Genomic DNA, 17,799 nt, shown 5'->3' with positions numbered 1-17,799 from the left:
ACCGTCAAGCGAGCCGGAAACGGCCGGGTGATCGCCTCGTCTTCATTCTAACGCGCACGGGATGAAATCGTCGTTCCGGCCGTGTTGCTTATGTTGCCATATGGCAACCTACCGATAGTCAGGTCTTGTCTTTTATCAAGGGTAAAACACATGTGTGCAGATGAGGTGGCACATGCATTGTTTTACCTAAGTACCTAATTTTGCTCAACATTTTTACTTGAGGTTCCGTCAAGTAAGTTCGCTAAGTCATTGGTTTCATTGGCAATTTCGCCGTTTTCAAAACGTGAATTCGCTTGACCACAGACAACGCTTCCTCTAAAGTGGGAAACGGTGGCAAAAAGTGCAGTTTTGTGGGAGATCGGTGTATCTCCCGGCGCCTAAAAATAATCAGACTGATAACTCTCCAAAACTAGGTACAACGTGTTTCAGGGCGCGTCAGCGATCAATCTCGATGCCAAAGGACGGATGTCAATACCGGCCAAGCATCGCGACGCCTTGATGCAGCAATGTGAAGGCCGTATGACGCTCACGAAACACCCACATGGTTGCCTGTTGTTCTTCCCGCGCCCGGTGTGGGAAGAGCATCGCGAACAGATCGCCGCCTGGCCGATGTCGGCGCGGGCGTGGCAACGCATTTTCCTGGGGAACGCCTGCGATGTCGAGATGGACGGCGCGGGTCGGGTGCTCATTTCGCCCGAGCTGCGCAATGCAGTTGGTTTGGAGAAGGAAGTGATGATGCTTGGGATGGGGACCCATTTCGAGATCTGGGACGCCGCCAAGCTGGCAGAAAACGAGGCCCAAGCCGTCGCGGGTGGCATGCCCGATGTCCTTTCCAATTTCTCCTTCTAAGGCGCCGCATGAATGTGACTCAGCCGGTGCCCGGTTTGCAGCATCGTACGGTGCTGCTGGATGAAGCAGTCGATGCACTCGCCCTCGAAGGCGAGCGCGCTGCGGGTACTTATATAGATGGCACGTTCGGCCGCGGCGGTCATAGCCGGCTGATCCTGTCGAAACTGGCGCCCGAGGGGCGCCTGATCGGTTTCGACAAGGATCCCCAGGCGATCGCGACGGCCGAGCAGATGAACGATCCGCGCTTCTCGATCGTGCACGACAGCTTCGCGACGATGCGCGAAGCGCTGGCGGCACGGGGTGTGCACCAGGTCGACGGCATCCTGCTGGACCTGGGCATCTCCTCGCCCCAGGTCGACGATGCGAGCCGTGGGTTCAGCTTCCGCAACGATGGTCCCCTGGACATGCGGATGGATACGACACGGGGCATTTCCGCCGCCGCCTGGCTGGCCGAAGTGCCGGAGAGACAACTGGAAAAGGTGATTCGGGATTATGGGGAAGAACGGTTTGCTTTTCAGATTGCAAAGGCGATTGTTGCTGGCCGGGCAGTCGAACCAATTTCAAGCACACGACAGCTTGCCGCAATCGTGGCAAACGCGGTCAAAACCCGGGAGAAAGGCAAGGATCCGGCAACCCGCACCTTTCAGGCTGTCCGGATTTTCATCAATCAAGAGCTTGAGGACCTTGAAGCAGGTCTGAACGCCGCCTTCGAACTGCTGAAGCCCGGCGCTCGCCTGTCGGTGATCAGCTTCCACTCGCTGGAAGACCGCATGGTCAAGCAGTTCCTGGCGTCGAAGGCCAAGGTCGAGCAACCGGATCGCCGGTTGCCGATCCGCGCCGTCGATTTGCCCAAGCCCTTGATGAAGTTGATCAGCAAGACGAAACCCTCCGACGTGGAAGTCGGCGCCAATCCGCGCGCCCGTTCGGCGGTGCTGCGCGTGGCCGAGCGGCTGGCAGTCGACGCGCCGGAGGGGACCCGATGAGCGGCAAGCTGAACGTCGTGCTGACCGTGCTCCTCGTCGGCTGCGCGCTGTCGGTCGTGAACGCGCGCTACCAGGCGCGCCACCTGTTCATCGACCAGGAAAAGCTGCAGCAGCAGCAGCGCCAGCTCGAGATCGACTGGGCGCAGCTCCAGCTCGACCAATCCACCCTCGGCAAGAACGAGCGCATCGACCAGATCGCGCGCTCGCAGCTGGACATGGCACCGCTGTCTCCGGCGCGTACCCAATACCTGACGGAAGGCGGTAAATGAAGGCCGGCACCAACGGATCCCGCGTCGCCGCCGCCAAGGGCGTAGCATTTTCCAAGAGCCCCGTGCTGGCCGTGCGCCTGCCGGACTGGCGCTCGCGCGTCGTCCTGTTCGTGCTGTTCGCCGCGTTCCTCGCGCTGGCCGGACGCGCGCTGTGGCTGCAGGGCGTCTCCAACCGCTTCCTGCAGAAGCAGGGCGCGAGCCGCTACGAGCGCACGCTCGAACTGCCGGCCACGCGCGGCAAGATCTTCGACCGCAACGGCATCGTGCTCGCGTCGTCGCTGCCGGTGAAGGCCGTGTGGGCGATCCCCGAGGACGTGCTGGATTCCCCGCGGCCCAAGCTGCGCGAACTGGCGCAGCTGCTCGACCTGCCGGAAGCCGACCTGCTCAAGAAGCTCGACTCGGACCGCACCTTCGTTTACCTGAAGCGCCAGGTGGAGATGGACGTCATCGCCAAGATCGAAAAGCTCGGCATCGACGGCATCGACACGCGCAAGGAATACAAGCGCTATTACCCGCAGAACGAGGTGATGGCGCACATCGTCGGCTTCACGAACGTCGAGGACGCGGGCCAGGAAGGCATCGAACTCGCGCAGCAGAAGAACCTCGTGGGCCAAACGGGCAGCCGGCGCGTGATCAAGGACCGCCTGGGCCGCATCGTCGAGGACGTGGGCCTGTCGCGCGAGCCGCATGACGGCAAGGACATCACGCTGTCCGTGGATTCCAAGCTGCAGTACATCGCCTTCAACAGCATCAAGGACGCGGTGGAGAAGTTCCACGCCAAGGCCGGCGCCGCCGTCGTGCTGGACGTGCACACGGGCGAGGTGCTGGCGCTGGCCAACTGGCCCACGTACAACCCGAACGACCGCTCGCACCTAACCGGCGAGCAGCTGCGCAACCGCGTCATCACCGACACCTTCGAGCCGGGTTCCACCTTGAAGCCGTTCACCGTCGCGCTGGCGCTGGACAAGGGCCTGATCAAGCCGACCACGCTATTCGACACGGGCAATGGCCGTTACCAGACCGGCGGCCACACGATCCGCGACACGCACCCGCACGGCGTCATCGACGTCACCACGATCATCCAGAAGTCGTCCAACATCGGCACGACCAAGATCTCCGAGCTGCTGTCGGCCCAGGAGATGTGGGAGATGTTCACCAAGGTCGGCTTCGGCCAGGCGCCGCGCTACGGTTTCCCGGGCGCCGCGGCCGGCCGCGTGCGTCCCTACAAATCGTGGCCGATCGTCGCCAAGGCCAACATGTCGTTCGGCCAGGGCATCTCGATGTCGCTGCTGCAGCTGGCGCATGCCTGGCTGATCTTCGCGCGCGACGGCGACGTCATCCCGCTGTCGTTCCAGAAGGTGACCGAGAAGCCGGTCGGCCAGCAGATCATCTCGCCGAAGACCGCGGCCCAGGTCCGGACGATGGTGGAATCCGTGGTGAGCCCGCAAGGCACGGCGTCGCAGGCGCAGGTGGCCGGTTATCGCGTCGGCGGCAAGACCGGCACGGCGCAGAAAGTCATCAACGGCCGCTATTCGCAGACGCACTACGTCGGCAACTTCGTCGGCATCGCGCCGATGTCGAACCCGCGCTTCGTCATCGCCGTGATGATCGACGATCCGTCCGGACCGTTCCACACCGGCGGCGCGGTCGCGGCGCCGACGTTCGCGGCGCTGGCCGCGAATGCACTACGGGCCGCCAACGTGCCGCCCGACTCCACGGTCACCGACATCATCATTCCCGAACATCCTCTCGAGGAGAGTAATTGATGGCCGAGACGCCGAACATCGTCCAGTGGATTCAGGCCGCCGCCCCAGGCGGCCGTCTCGTTTCCGACTCCCGCCGCGTGCGCAGCGGCGACGTGTTCTTCGCCTATCCGGGCGAGGCCTTTGATGCCCGCCGTTTCATCCGCTCCGCCATCGAGAACGGTGCCGCCGCCGTCGTGTACGACGGCCGCGATTTCGCCTGGGATCCCGCGCTGGATGTGCCGCATCTCGCTGCGCAGGACCTGAAAAAGAATGCCGGCCCGATCGCGCACGCGGTCTACGGCACGCCGGATGCGGCCATGTTCACCGTCGGCGTCACGGGCACCAACGGCAAGACCTCGTGCGCGCTGTGGACCGCGCAGGCGCTCGCTCACTTGAACGAGACGGCGGCCGTCATCGGCACCCTGGGCGTGGGCCTCGTGCGCGGCCGCGCCGAGCCGGAATTCGACGCGACCGGCTACACGACGCCGGACGCCGTGCTGCTGGCGACGGAACTCGCCCGGCTGCGCGACGCGGGCGCGACGTCGCTCGCGATCGAGGTGTCGTCGATCGGCCTCGTGGAGCACCGCACGGCCGGCATGCACTTCGACGTGGCCGTGTTCACGAACCTCACGCGCGACCACCTGGACTACCATGGCGACATGGCGGCGTACGAAGCGGCCAAGCGCCAGCTGTTCGACTGGCCGGGCCTGAAAACGGCCGTCGTCAACCTGGACGACGAAGCGGGCGTGCGCATCGCGCAGCACCTGCGTTGCGCGCGTCCCGAAGTCGCCGTCCTCGGCTACACCTTGCGCGCGGTGCACGAACAGCCCGTGCTCGACGGCGTGGCCGTGCTGCGCGCAACTAACCTGCGCAGCCGCCCGAACGGCAGCGAATTCCACATCGAGTCGCCATACGGCAGCGCGGTCGCGCGCACGCACATGGTCGGCCACTTCAACGCGAGCAACGTGCTGGCCGTGCTGGGCGCGCTGCTGGCGAAAGGCGTCGAATTGCGCGCCGCGCTCGACGCCGTCGAGGCGCTCGTGCCCGCGCCGGGCCGCATGCAGCAACTCGGCGGCCACGATGCGCCGATGGTCGTGATCGACTATGCGCACACGCCGGACGCGCTGGACAAGACGCTCGAAGCGCTGCGCCAGGTCGCGCAGGAGCGGGGCGGCCAGCTGTGGTGCGTGTTCGGCTGCGGTGGCGATCGCGATCCGGGCAAGCGTCCGCAGATGGGCCGCATCGCCCAGATGGCCGAGCACGTGCTCGTGACGAGCGACAATCCGCGCAGCGAAGAGCCGCGCGCGATCATCGAGCAGATCGTGGCCGGCATGGACCCGCATCATCCGACGTCGACGCACCAGGCCATCGAGGACCGCGCCGCCGCGATCCTGTCGGCCGTGAAGCATGCCGCCAAGCCGGACGTGATCCTGCTGGCGGGGAAGGGCCATGAGCCGTACCAGGAAATCAAGGGCCGGAAGATTCCGTTTTCCGATGCCGACCACGCCGCGCTGGCGCTGACCGCGCGGCTCACCATGATGAGGACTGTCTGATGATTCGTGGCTCGCTCGAGCAAGTGCTGGCATCGATCGAAGGCGCGCGCGTCACGCGCGACGCGTACTTCCAGGGTGTGTCGACCGACAGCCGGCAGGTGATGCCGGGGTCGCTGTTCGTCGCCCTGCGCGGCGACCGCTTCGATGCGCACGACTTCCTCGGCCAGCTGGTCGACAAGCCCGTCGCCGCCGTCGTCGTCGAAAAGCTCCCCGACCACTATCCGCTGCCGGCCATCGTCGTGCCGGACACGCTCGTCGCGCTGGGCCGCATCGGCAACTTCTGGCGCCGCCGCTTCGCCATTCCCGTCATCGGCGTCACCGGCAGCAACGGCAAGACGACGGTCAAGGAAATGATCTCGTCCATCCTCGTCGCCGCCTTCGGCGCGGAGGGACGCCTGGCCACGCAGGGTAATCTGAACAACGAGATCGGCGTGCCGCTGACGGTGACGCGCCTGACGGACGCGCACAAGGCCGCCGTCGTGGAACTGGGCATGAACCACCCGGGCGAGATCGCGCGCCTGGCCGCCATCGCCGAGCCGACCGTCGCCCTCGTCAACAACGCGCAGCGCGAGCACCAGGAATTCATGCACACCGTGGAAGCGGTGGCGCGCGAGAACGGCGCCGTGCTGCAGGCGCTGCCGGCGGACGGCGTGGCCGTGTTCCCGGGCGATGATGAATACACCGACCTGTGGCGCGGACTGGCAGGCGAGCGTGAAGTGCTGACGTTCGGCCTGACCGACGATTGCGATGTGCGCGCGACGTACACGACGACAGATTTCGGCAGCGAACTCACAGTTACGTCGGTCCCGCGGAAGCGGGAACCCATGCCGAGCGCGCAGGACCAGCAAAATGCGCCTCAACGCGACGTCAGCATGGGCCCCCGTTTCCACGGGGGCGACGTGGCTGAGTTCACGATCAAGTTGAACGCCGCCGGCGTCCACAACGTCCGCAACGCGCTGGCCGCCACCGCCTGCGCGCTCGCGGCGGGCATCCCCGCCGATGCCGTCGTGCGCGGCCTGGAAGCCTTCGCGCCCGTGAGCGGCCGCCTGCAGCGCAAGCAGGCCGCGAACGGCGCCACGATCATCGACGATACGTACAACGCCAACCCCGACTCCGTGCGCGCCGCCATCGACGTGCTCGCGCAATACCCGTCGCCGCGCATCCTCGTGCTGGGCGACATGGGCGAGGTTGGCACGCAAGGACCTGAGTTTCACCAGGAAATCGGTGCGTATGCCGCAAGTCGCGGCATCGACACCGTGCTCGCGACCGGCGAACTGGCTCGCCACATGGCCGGATCGGGAGCGCAACACCACGAGCAGTTCGACGAATTATTGGCAGCACTGGATCAAAAACTGGGCAGCAAATCTGACGCAACTGTGTTGGTGAAGGGCTCGCGCTTCATGAAGATGGAACGCGTGGTCCAACACCTGACCGCATCAACCAACACCGGCAAGGAAGCCCACTAGACTTATGCTGCTTTGGCTCGCACAATATTTTCAGGACTATCTCGGTCCGCTGCGCGTTTTTAACTACATCACGTTCCGCGCCGTGTTCGCGACCATCACCGCGATCAGCATCGGCATGCTGTGCGGTCCGGCCGTGATCCGCAAGCTCACCGAGATGAAGGTCGGCCAGGCCGTGCGCACGTACGGCCCGCAGACGCACCTGTCCAAGCACGGCACCCCGACCATGGGCGGCGTGCTCGTGCTGATCGCGATCGGCGTGTCGACGCTGCTGTGGTGCGACCTCTCGAACCGCCTGATCTGGCCGGTCCTCGTCGTCACGCTGGGCTTCGGCGCCATCGGCTGGGTCGACGATTACCGCAAGGTCGTCTACAAGGACCCCGAGGGCATGCGCTCGGGCGAAAAATACTTCTGGATGTCGCTGATCGGCATCACCTCGTCGCTGTACCTCGCGTTCTCCGTGTCGGCCGCGACGCCGTGGGAAGTGTGGCAGCTGTTCTTCGCCTGGGTGCAGTCCGGCTTCTCGATGGACCTGCCGCCGAAGGCCGACCTGATCGTCCCGTTCTTCAAGACCATCAGCTATCCGCTGGGCGTGTGGGGCTTCATCGCGCTCACGTACTGCGTGATCGTGGGTGCCTCCAACGCCGTCAATTTCACCGATGGTCTCGACGGCCTCGCCATCATGCCGACCGTGATGGTGGGCGGCGCGCTGGGCCTGTTCGCTTATCTCACCGGTAACGCGACGTATTCGAAATACCTGTTCATCCCGCACATCCCGGGCGCCGGCGAACTGCTGATCTTCTGCGGCGCGATGGCGGGCGCGGGCCTGGCTTTCCTCTGGTATAACGCGCACCCCGCGCAGATGTTCATGGGCGACGTGGGCGCGCTGGCGCTGGGCGGCGCGCTCGGCACCATCGCCGTCATCGTGCGCCAGGAGATCGTCCTGTTCATCATGGGCGGCGTGTTCGTGGCCGAGACGCTGTCCGTGATCATCCAGGTCAGCTGGTTCAAGTACACCAAGAAGCGCTATGGCACTGGGCGCCGCGTGTTCCTCATGGCGCCGCTGCACCACCATTTCGAACAGAAGGGCTGGAAGGAGACCAAGGTCGTCGTGCGGTTCTGGATCGTGACGATGATCCTGGTCCTGATCGGTTTCTCCACCCTCAAACTGCGCTGATAACGGGTAACCGAGATGAACTACGACGGCAAAACCGCACTGGTACTGGGACTCGGCGAATCGGGCCTGGCGATCGCGCTGTGGCTCGCGCGCTGCGGCGCGCGCGTGCGCGTGGCCGACACGCGCGCCGAACCCGCGCGCCTGCCCGCGCTGCGCGCTGCGGTGCCGGATGCGGACTTCGTCGCCGGCCCGTTCGCCGCGAACCTGCTGGACGGCGTGGACTTCGTCGCCGTCAGCCCGGGCCTCGCCCCGAACCGCGAACTGGCCGAGATCGCGCCTGCCGCCGCCGCACGCCATGTGCCGCTGTGGGGTGAGATCGAGTTGTTCGCGCAGGCGCTGTCGGCGCTGAAGGCGGACCGGAACTACGCGCCGAAGGTCATCGCCATCACGGGCACCAACGGCAAGACGACGGTGACGAGCCTCACCGGTCTGCTGTGCCGCCGCGCCGGTCTCACGACTAAGGTCGCAGGCAACATCAGCCCCGCCGCGCTGGACGTGCTGCGCGAGGTGCTTGATGCGGATGCGCTCCCGCAGGCCTGGGTACTGGAACTCTCCAGCTTCCAGCTGCACACGACGTACAGCCTGAACCCGGACGCGGCGACCGTCCTGAACATCACGCAGGATCACCTCGACTGGCACGGCAGCATGGCCGCCTATGCCGCCGACAAGGCCCGCATCTTCGGCGCCGACACCGTCCGCGTGCTGAACCGCGACGACAGCGTCGTGATGGGCATGACGGCGCCGGGCGCGACGATCACCACGTTCGGCACGGGCGAACCGGATGCGCCGGGCAGCTTCGGCCTCGTGAACGAGCGCGGCGTGCTGTGGCTTGCGAATGCGAATCCGGGTGAAGAACCCGAGAAGAAGAAAAAGAAGAACGAGCCGGTAGAGCCGATCGACGTGATCGTCAATCGATTGATGCCGGCCGACGCGCTGCGCATCCGCGGCCTGCACAACGCTTCCAACGCACTGGCCGCGCTCGCGCTGTGCCGCGCTTGTGGCCTGCCGCTGGCGCCGCTGCTGCACGGCCTGCGCGACTACCAGGGCGAGCCGCACCGCGTCGAACTGGTCACCAGCATCGACAACGTGGAGTACTACGACGACTCCAAGGGCACGAACGTGGGCGCCACCGTCGCCGCGCTGGAGGGTCTCGGTAAAACGTTCGGCGAGACGGACCGCCAGATCCTGCTCATCGCGGGTGGCGACGGCAAGGGCCAGGATTTCAGCCCGCTGGCCGGCCCGTGCGCGCGCTACGTGCGCGCCGTGCTGCTGATCGGCCGCGACGGCCCCGCCATCGGCGCCGCATTGGCCTCCACCGGCGTGCCGTGCTTCGACCTGCCGGGATTGCCGGAAGCCGTGCGCCGCGCGAGCGGTCTGGCGAAATCCGGTGACGTCGTGCTGCTGTCGCCCGCGTGCGCGAGCCTGGACATGTTCACGAACTACGCGCACCGCGCCCAGGTCTTCGTCGACGCCGTGCGCGACATCGCGCTCGAGAAGGGACAGGAGCTCTGATGGCTTTCCAGATTCCCTTCAAGTTCGGCGGCAGTTCCAGCGACGCGACCATCGCGACGCGCGCACGCCCGTCGCGCATGATGGAATACGACCAGCCGCTCGTGTGGGTCGTGCTGCTGTTGATGCTGTTCGGGATGGTGATGGTGTACTCGGCGTCGATCGCGCTGCCGGACTCGCCCAAGTTCGCCTACCTCGCCGGCAAGAACAACTACTTCCTGGTGCGCCAGGCCATGTTCATCGTGATCTCGATGGTGACGGGCCTGTTCGTCTTCCGTATTCCCGTCGCGACGTGGCAGCGCTTCGCGCCGCTGATGTTCGTCGCCACGCTGGTCCTGCTGGCGCTCGTGCTGATCCCCGGCGTCGGCGTCGTCGTCAACGGCGCGCGCCGCTGGCTGTCGCTGAAGATCTTCAATTTGCAGCCGTCCGAGATCATGAAGGTGGTGTCCGTGCTGTACGCGGCCGACTTCACGGTGCGCAAGCAGCAGTACATGCACAAGCTGACAAAGGGCTTCATGCCGATGGCCGCCGCGATGGCGCTCGTCGGCGCGCTGCTGATGCTGGAACCCGACCTCGGCGCGTTCGGCGTCGTCGTCTGCATCTCGATGGGCATCCTGTTCCTCGGCGGCTTCAACATGATCTGGTTCGGCGGCATCGGCGCCGTGCTGGTACTCGTGTTCTCGACCATCATCGCGCTGTCGCCGTTCCGCCGCGCGCGTATGTTCGCGTACATGAACCCGTGGGAAGAGGGCAATGCGCTGGACAAGGCGTACCAGCTGACGCACTCGCTGATCGCATTCGGCCGCGGCGAGTTCTTCGGCGTGGGCCTGGGCGGTTCCGTCGAAAAGCTGCACTACCTGCCGGAAGCGCACACCGACTTCATCATGGCCGTCATCGGCGAGGAGCTGGGTCTCGTCGGCGTGCTCGTCGTGATCGGCCTGTTCTACTGGCTCGTCAAGCGCGCGTTCGACATCGGCCGCCAGGCCATCGCGCTGGAACAGCACTTCGCCGGCCTCACCGCGAAAGGCATCGGTATCTGGATCGGCGTGCAGGTGTTCATCAACATGGGCGTGAACCTGGGCCTGCTGCCCACCAAGGGCCTGACGTTGCCGCTGATGAGCTATGGCGGTTCCGGCGTGCTGTTCAACTGCGTCGGTCTCGCGATCCTGCTGCGCATCGACTACGAAAACCGGGTACGCATGCGGGGAGGCCGACAATGACAAAGCGCTTGATGATCATGGCCGCCGGCACCGGCGGCCACATCTTCCCCGGCATCGCCATCGCGCAATCGATGCGCGAGCGCGGCTGGGAGGTCTCGTGGCTGGGCACGATGCACGGCATGGAGAAGGACATCGTGCCGAAGCACGGCATCCCGATGGATTCCATCGACTTCGCCGGCATGCGCGGCAAGGGGATCGCGCACACGGTGTCGGGCGCGTTCAAGCTCGTCGCGAGCTTCGCATCGGTCCGCAAGTATCTCGCGCTCCGCAAGCCCGACGTCGTGCTGGGCATGGGCGGCTACGTGACGGTGCCGGGCGGGATGATGGCGCGTTCGCGCGGCATTCCGCTCGCGCTCGTGAACGCGGATGCCGCGCTACTCCTGTCGAACAAGACCTTGAGCCCGCTCGCGCAGCGCGTGCTGTTCGGCTTCCCGGCCGATTTCGGCAAGGCGGCGGGTAAAGCGGTCGTCACCGGCAACCCGGTGCGCAAGGAAATCCTCGAGATGCCGTCGCCGGGCCACCGCTTCGCCGGCCGCACCGGTCCGCTGAACATCCTCGTCGTGGGCGGCAGCCTCGGTGCGAAGGTGCTCAACGACAGCGTGCCGGCCGCGCTGGCGCTGATCCCGGAAGGCCTGCGCCCGACCGTGACCCACCAGTCGGGCAAGAAAAACATCGATGCGCTGCGCGCCGCGTACGCGCAGGCGGGCGTGCAGGCGAACGTCGTCGACTTCATCGACGACATGGCGGCGGAATACGCGAACGCGGACCTCGTGATCTGCCGCGCCGGTGCGATCACCGTGTCGGAACTGACGGCGGCCGGTGTCGCGAGCGTGCTCGTGCCGTTCGTCGCCAGCACGACGAGTCACCAGCGCGACAACGCGGCCTGGATGGCGGGGCAGAAGGCGGCGGTGCACCTGCCGCAAGGCGAACTGAATCCGCAGCAGCTGGCAAGGCTGCTGCAAACCACCACGCGCGACGACTGCCTGGCGATGGCCGAGGCGGCGCAGGCCGTGGGACGGCGCGACGCCAATGCGGAGATCGCGCGCGTACTTGAAGAACTGGCGAACGGCGGACAATGAAACACAAGATCAAACACATTCACTTCGTCGGCATCGGCGGCAGCGGCATGAGCGGCATCGCGGAAGTGCTGCTGAACCTCGGCTATAAAGTGTCGGGCTCGGACCTCGCGTCGAACGCGGCCAGCCAGCGCCTGCAGCAGCTGGGCGCCGACGTGCGCATCGGCCACGCGGCGGACAACATCGCCGGCGCGGACGCCGTCGTCACGTCGACCGCCGTCAACGAAGCGAATCCCGAAGTCGTCGCCGCGCGCGCCGCGAAAGTCCCCATCGTCCCGCGCGCGATCATGCTGGGTGAGCTGATGCGCCTGAAGCGCGGCATCGCGATCGCCGGCACGCATGGCAAGACGACGACGACGAGTCTCGTCGCCTCCGTGCTCGCGCAGGGCGGCCTCGATCCGACGTTCGTCATCGGCGGGCGCCTGAACAGCGCCGGCGCCAACGCGAAGCTGGGCACGGGCGACTACATCGTGGCCGAGGCGGACGAATCGGATGCGTCCTTCCTGAACCTGTCGCCGATGATCGAGGTGATCACGAACATCGACGCCGACCACATGGACACGTACGAGCACGACTTCGAGAAGCTGAAGGGCGCGTTCGTCAACTTCACGCACCGCCTGCCGTTCTACGGCCGCGCCATGATGTGCATCGACGACGCGAACGTGCGCGCGATCCTGCCTCAGGTAACGAAACCGGTGACGACCTACGGCTTCTCGGAAGACGCCGAAGTGCGCGCCCTGAACGCGCGCGCCCAGGGCATCCAGATGCATTTCACGGTGCGCCAGCAGGGCTATCCGGACACGGACTTCGTGCTGAACCAGCCAGGCATGCACAACGTGCTGAATGCCTGCTCCGCGATCGCGATCGCGCGCGAGATCGGCGTGCCGGACGAGGCGACGGCGCAGGGCCTGCGCGAATTCAACGGCGTCGGCCGCCGCTTCACGCGCTACGGCGAGATCGAACTGCCGCAGGGCGGCAGCTTCACGCTCGTCGACGACTATGGCCACCACCCGGTGGAAGCCCAGGTCACGCTGGCCGCCGCGCGCGCCGCGTATCCGGGCCGCCGCCTCGTGCTGGCGTTCCAGCCGCACCGCTATTCCCGCACCCGCGACCTGTTCGAGGACTTCGTCAAGGTGCTGGCGGCGCCGGACGTGCTGCTGCTGGCCGAGGTGTATCCGGCCGGCGAAGCCCCGATCGTGGCGGCGGACGGCCGCGCGCTCGCGCGTGCGCTGCGCGCGGGTGGCCAGGTCGAACCGATTTTCGTGGAAGCGATCGCCGACATGCCGGCGACGATCCTCAAGGTGGCGCGCGACGGCGACGTCGTGCTCACCATGGGCGCGGGCTCCATCGGCGGCGTCCCCCATCAACTGACATCGAATCAAAAGGTAACATCGTGAGCATTACGGAAACCGACGCAAAAGCCCTGGGCAAGGTCGGCGTGCTGTTCGGCGGCCGGTCCGCCGAGCGCGAGATTTCGCTAATTTCGGGCAACGGCGTGCTGCAGGCGCTGAAATCGAAAGGCATAGACGCGCACGCGTTCGACCCGGCCGAGCGCTCGCTGGCCGAACTGGCCGCGGAAAAATTCGACCGCGTGTTCATCGCGCTGCACGGCCGCTACGGCGAGGACGGCACGCTGCAGGGCGCGCTGGAACTGCTGGGGATCCCGTACACGGGCAGCGGCGTGATGGCATCCTCCGTCGGCATGGACAAGGTCACGACCAAGATCGTGTGGCTGGCGGCCGGCGTGCCGACGCCGCGTTACGTCACCATCGCGGCCGGTGCAAACGTCGACACCGACGCCATCGTCGCCGAACTGGGCCTGCCGCTGATCGTCAAGCCGCCGCTGGAAGGTTCCACCATCGGCATCACCAAGGTGCTTGATGCGGCCGGCCTGCAGGCCGCCGTCGACCTGGCGCGCCAGTACGACAAGGTGGTGCTGGTCGAGCAGTTCATCCAGGGCCGCGAATTTTCTGTTCCGGTGCTGGGCAGCGGCCCGACCGCGCGCGCGCTGCCGATCGTGGAGATCGTCGCGCCCGAGGGCAATTACGACTACCAGAACAAGTACTTCACGGACGACACCAAGTACCACTGCCCGGCGCCGCTCGACGCGGCGACGACGGCCGCGATCCAGGCGCACGTGGTGAACGCGTACCGCGCGCTCGGCTGCGACGGCTGGAGCCGCATCGACGTGCTGCTGCGCGCGTCGGACAATGCGCCGTTCCTGCTGGAGGTGAACACGTCGCCGGGCATGACGACGCACTCGCTCGTGCCGATGGCGGCGCGCGCCGAGGGCACGAGCTACGAAGACCTGTGCGTGGACATCCTGCGCTCCGCCAGCTTGAAAGCTGGTCAGGTGAAGAAGGGATAAGGAAGCAAAATGTGGCATGACGTGCGAGCTCTGAATGCAACCGCCAGCGCGCTCACCGCGCTGGTGGCGCTCGCGTGCGTGGCGTCGGGATTGTGGTGGCTGTCGCAGCGCCCGATGTTCACCTTGCGCGCGGTGCGGGTCGAGAGCATGTACGGGCTGGACCTGCAGCACGTGAACGAGCTGACGGTGCGTAACGGGGTGCTCGGGAAGATCAGCGGTAACTTCTTCACGACCGACCTCGAACAGGTACGCACCACCTTCGAGGCCGTGCCGTGGGTGCGCAAGGCGAGCGTACGCCGCGAGTGGCCGAACCAGTTGATCGTGCAGGTGGAAGAGCACGAGGCGCTCGGCACCTGGGGCGAGGACGGCAAGCTGTTGTCGGTGAAGGGCGATGTGTTCACGGCCAACCTTGGCGAGGCCGAGACCGACGAGGACCACGCACTGCCTGCGTTCGATGGTCCTCCCGGCAGCGAGAAGGAAGTGCTCACGCGCTTCGCGGAACTGCGCCGCTGGTTCGCGCCGATCCGCCTGGTGCCGGAGTCGATCAACCTGTCGAACCGTTACGCCTGGACCGTGAAGCTGAACAACGGCATGAGCGTGGAGCTGGGACGCGAGAAGGACAAGGACACGCTGCACGGGCGCGTGCAGCGGCTGGTGAGCATTTACCCCCAGCTGGTGGCTAGACTGCAGGAGGGGCGCATCGATACGATCGACATGCGCTATCCGAACGGTCTGGCGCTGTCCTCGGCGGCATTGACCGTGCCGGCGGATGCGACCAAGCCCGTGAAGGCGGCAGTGAAGAAAAAAACAAATACCAAAACTACAAAGCAGATCTAATTTAAGCAGGCGACAGCAAACATGACAAAAGACGCGAAGAACCTGATCGTCGGCCTCGACATCGGTACCTCGAAGGTAGTGGCGGTGGTGGCCGAGGTAATGGCCGATGGGCGCCACGAGGTGATCGGACTGGGCCAGCACGAGTCCAAGGGTTTGAAGAAGGGCGTTGTCGTCAACATCGAAGCGACCGTCGAATCCATCCAGCGCGCGCTCGAGGAAGCCGAGCTGATGGCCGACTGCAAGATCCGCAACGTGTATGCGGGGATCGCCGGCAGCCATATCCGCTCGTTCAACTCGAGTGGGATGGTCGCCATCAAGGACAAGGAAGTGACGGCCACGGACGTGGCGCGCGTGATCGAGACGGCGAAGGCCGTGAACATCCCGACCGACCAGCAGCTGCTGCACACGGTGCCGCAGGAATTCATCGTCGACAACCAGGAAGACGTGCGCGAGCCGATCGGCATGAGCGGCATCCGCCTCGAGGTGCGCGTGCACATCGTCACCGGTGCGGTGTCCGCGGTCCAGAATATTGTAAAGTGCGTGCGCCGCTGCGGCCTCGAGGTCTCGGACCTGATCCTGCAGCCGATGGCGTCGGCTGATTCCGTGCTGACGAACGACGAGAAGGAACTGGGCGTCGTGCTGATCGACATCGGCGGCGGCACCACCGACATCGCGGTCTTTTCCGACGGTGCGATCCGCCACACGGCCGTGCTGCCGATCGCCGGCGACCAGATCACGAGCGACATCGCGATGGCGCTGCGCACGCCGACGGGCGAGGCGGAAGAGATCAAGATCCGCTACGGCGTGGCCAAGCAGGTGCTGGCCGATCCGGGCGAGTCGCTGGAAGTGCCGGGCCTCGGCGACCGCGGTCCGCGTTCGCTGTCGCGCCAGGCGTTGGCTGCCGTGATCGAGCCGCGCGTGGAAGAACTGTTCGCGATGGTGCACCAGGTCGTGCGCGAGTCCGGCTACGAAGGCGTGCTCTCGTCGGGCATCGTGCTGACGGGCGGTTCGTCGATCATGCCGGGCATGATCGAAATGGCGGAAGACATCTTCCTGAAGCCGGCGCGCCTCGGCACGCCGGAATACCGCGGCCAACTGGCGGACGTCGTGCGCAGCCCGCGCTACGCGACGGTCCTCGGTCTGCTGCTGGAAGCGAAAAAACAGTACCTGCGCGGTCATATCGTCACCCGTCAGGACGGGTCGGTGAAGGCAGTGTGGCAACGAATGAAAGAGTGGTTCCTCGGGAATTTCTGAGGCGGCGGAGGACCGCAGCGCGCGTGAGCCAGGATGGGAACAACGTAAACGCAACGGGTGGCGGGTTTTTCGGAGTTGTTGTAACAGCTAGTAGCAGATTTGCTTGGTAACGGACACGAAACATTTTTAAAATAGTGGCGCGTTTCCAATCTCGAGCCCTGGCTTCTTGTGCGAGGATTCGGGCTTGGAAACGGCTCATCGAGATTAGGAGTTCATCATGGAGTTCGATATGGTCGATAACGCAGCATTGGGCACGGTCATCAAGGTCGTCGGCGTTGGCGGCGCGGGTGGCAATGCGGTCCAGCATATGATCAACAAGGGCGTCGCCGGCGTGGAGTTCATCGCGGCGAATACGGACGCCCAGGCGCTGGCCGCATCCAGCGCCCACAACATCATCCAGATCGGCGAGTCCGGCCTGGGTGCGGGCATGCGTCCGGAAATCGGCCGCCAGCTGGCCGAGCAATCGCGCATGCGCATCGAAGACGCGCTGCGCGGTGCGCACATGGTCTTCATCGCCGCCGGCATGGGCGGCGGCACGGGCACCGGCGCCGCGCCGATCGTCGCGGAAGTCGCCAAGAGCCTGGGCGCGCTGACCGTGGCCGTCGTCTCGAAGCCGTTCTCGTACGAAGGCCAGAAGTGCATGGACGTCGCGGAAAACGGCCTGAACGAACTGACCAAGCACGTCGACTCCCTGATCGTCATCCTGAACGAGAAGCTGGAAGACATCTATGAAGACGAATCGATGCTGGACTGGATGAAGCATGCGGACGATGTGCTGAACAACGCCGTCGCCGGTATCGCCGAGATCATCAACGTCCCGGGCCACATCAACGTCGACTTCAACGACGTGAAGACCATCATGAGCGAGCAGGGCAAGGCCATGATGGGCACCGCGACCGCGTCGGGCGTCGACCGCGCACGCATCGCCGCCGAACAGGCCGTCGCTTCGCCGCTGCTGGACGGCATCGACCTGTCGGGCGCGAAGGGCGTGCTGGTGAACGTCACCGCATCGCGCGGCCTGAAAGGCAAGGAGATCAAGGAAGTCATGGCCGCCGTGCGCGCCTTCGCTGCACCGGACGCCGCGATCGCACAAGGCATCGCCTACGACGACGAGATGGGCGACGAACTGCGCGTGACCGTCGTCGCGACGGGCCTGGGCAAGAACAAGGCCAACATCTCGCTGGTGCAGCCGCAGCAGGTGCTGCGCACCGGCACGTACGGCGCGCCGATGATGTCGGGCACCCCGGGCGTGACGGCCGGCGTGACCATGGGTACGGCGACCGCCGGCGCAATGGACGGCATGAAGCAGCCGGCCGTTTGGCGCCGCGAGCAGGCCTCCGAGCAGGTGCGCGCGATGCAGAACAACGGTGTCGAGACCTACGACATCCCGGCGTTCCTGCGCAAGCAGGCCGACTGAGTAGCAGACTCCAACGCCGGCTGACCACCGGCGCTCCATGATGCGGGGCCAGGCTGTTCCAAGCAGCCTGGCCTTTCGT

General features: G+C 65.6%; 15 protein-coding genes. All 15 read left to right on the top strand.

The annotated features are described in order from the left end of the window. Positions 1-420 precede the first annotated feature (420 nt). The 15 genes from mraZ to ftsZ all read left to right on the top strand — a co-directional run bounded on the left by mraZ (position 421) and on the right by ftsZ (position 17,720). Positions 421-849: a division/cell wall cluster transcriptional repressor MraZ gene (mraZ, locus tag QPK29_RS09155; protein ID WP_036229930.1), complete on the top strand. Its 429-nt coding sequence runs from the start codon at positions 421-423 to the stop codon at positions 847-849. Between the two features lie 8 nt (positions 850-857). Then, positions 858-1,832, top strand: coding sequence for a 16S rRNA (cytosine(1402)-N(4))-methyltransferase RsmH (gene rsmH, locus QPK29_RS09150; protein ID WP_371768694.1), 975 nt, complete (start codon positions 858-860; stop codon positions 1,830-1,832). Next, positions 1,829-2,101: a cell division protein FtsL gene (gene ftsL / locus QPK29_RS09145; protein ID WP_371768693.1), complete on the top strand. Its 273-nt coding sequence runs from the start codon at positions 1,829-1,831 to the stop codon at positions 2,099-2,101. The genes rsmH and ftsL overlap by 4 nt, the downstream gene beginning before the upstream one ends. Beyond that, positions 2,098-3,867: a peptidoglycan D,D-transpeptidase FtsI family protein gene (locus QPK29_RS09140; protein ID WP_056122806.1), complete on the top strand. Its 1,770-nt coding sequence runs from the start codon at positions 2,098-2,100 to the stop codon at positions 3,865-3,867. Before ftsL ends, QPK29_RS09140 begins: the two co-directional genes overlap by 4 nt. Continuing rightward, positions 3,867-5,399, top strand: a complete 1,533-nt coding sequence (locus tag QPK29_RS09135; protein ID WP_160409631.1) for a UDP-N-acetylmuramoyl-L-alanyl-D-glutamate--2,6-diaminopimelate ligase — start codon at positions 3,867-3,869, stop codon at positions 5,397-5,399. Before QPK29_RS09140 ends, QPK29_RS09135 begins: the two co-directional genes overlap by 1 nt. 2 nt (positions 5,400-5,401) lie before the next feature. Further along, the gene (locus QPK29_RS09130; RefSeq protein ID WP_160409754.1) at positions 5,402-6,865 is read left to right on the top strand and encodes a UDP-N-acetylmuramoyl-tripeptide--D-alanyl-D-alanine ligase; all 1,464 of its coding nucleotides are present in this window, start codon (positions 5,402-5,404) and stop codon (positions 6,863-6,865) included. A gap of 4 nt (positions 6,866-6,869) precedes the next feature. Beyond that, entirely contained in the window at positions 6,870-8,039 is a 1,170-nt protein-coding gene (gene mraY / locus QPK29_RS09125; RefSeq protein WP_371763524.1) for a phospho-N-acetylmuramoyl-pentapeptide-transferase, read from the top strand. Between the two features lie 15 nt (positions 8,040-8,054). After that, positions 8,055-9,551, top strand: a complete 1,497-nt coding sequence (gene murD, locus QPK29_RS09120) for a UDP-N-acetylmuramoyl-L-alanine--D-glutamate ligase (protein WP_371768692.1) — start codon at positions 8,055-8,057, stop codon at positions 9,549-9,551. Next, on the top strand, positions 9,551-10,768 hold the full coding sequence (gene ftsW / locus QPK29_RS09115; protein WP_056122820.1) for a putative lipid II flippase FtsW: 1,218 nt from the start codon (positions 9,551-9,553) through the stop codon (positions 10,766-10,768). Before murD ends, ftsW begins: the two co-directional genes overlap by 1 nt. After that, complete coding sequence (gene murG, locus QPK29_RS09110) at positions 10,765-11,847, top strand: undecaprenyldiphospho-muramoylpentapeptide beta-N-acetylglucosaminyltransferase (RefSeq protein ID WP_371768691.1); 1,083 nt, start codon at positions 10,765-10,767, stop codon at positions 11,845-11,847. The genes ftsW and murG overlap by 4 nt, the downstream gene beginning before the upstream one ends. After that, positions 11,844-13,241 carry a UDP-N-acetylmuramate--L-alanine ligase gene (gene murC, locus QPK29_RS09105; RefSeq protein WP_371768690.1) on the top strand — a complete coding sequence of 466 codons (1,398 nt, stop codon included), beginning with the start codon at positions 11,844-11,846 and terminating at the stop codon, positions 13,239-13,241. The genes murG and murC overlap by 4 nt, the downstream gene beginning before the upstream one ends. After that, positions 13,238-14,212 carry a D-alanine--D-alanine ligase gene (locus tag QPK29_RS09100; RefSeq protein ID WP_371768689.1) on the top strand — a complete coding sequence of 325 codons (975 nt, stop codon included), beginning with the start codon at positions 13,238-13,240 and terminating at the stop codon, positions 14,210-14,212. Before murC ends, QPK29_RS09100 begins: the two co-directional genes overlap by 4 nt. A 9-nt stretch (positions 14,213-14,221) precedes the next feature. Continuing rightward, positions 14,222-15,049 carry a cell division protein FtsQ/DivIB gene (locus tag QPK29_RS09095; protein ID WP_056122827.1) on the top strand — a complete coding sequence of 276 codons (828 nt, stop codon included), beginning with the start codon at positions 14,222-14,224 and terminating at the stop codon, positions 15,047-15,049. Positions 15,050-15,070: 21 nt separating this feature from the next. Further along, the gene (ftsA, locus tag QPK29_RS09090; RefSeq protein WP_056122830.1) at positions 15,071-16,303 is read left to right on the top strand and encodes a cell division protein FtsA; all 1,233 of its coding nucleotides are present in this window, start codon (positions 15,071-15,073) and stop codon (positions 16,301-16,303) included. 217 nt (positions 16,304-16,520) lie between these two features. Then, positions 16,521-17,720: a cell division protein FtsZ gene (gene ftsZ, locus QPK29_RS09085; protein WP_056122832.1), complete on the top strand. Its 1,200-nt coding sequence runs from the start codon at positions 16,521-16,523 to the stop codon at positions 17,718-17,720. Positions 17,721-17,799 lie beyond the last annotated feature (79 nt).

This window comes from Massilia orientalis (assembly GCF_030411975.2).
In the GTDB taxonomy this organism is placed as follows: Bacteria; Pseudomonadota; Gammaproteobacteria; order Burkholderiales; family Burkholderiaceae_D; genus Telluria; species Telluria orientalis.
The sequence above is the reverse complement of the archived record's forward strand: the minus strand, read 5'-3'. Positions and strand labels throughout refer to the sequence as shown.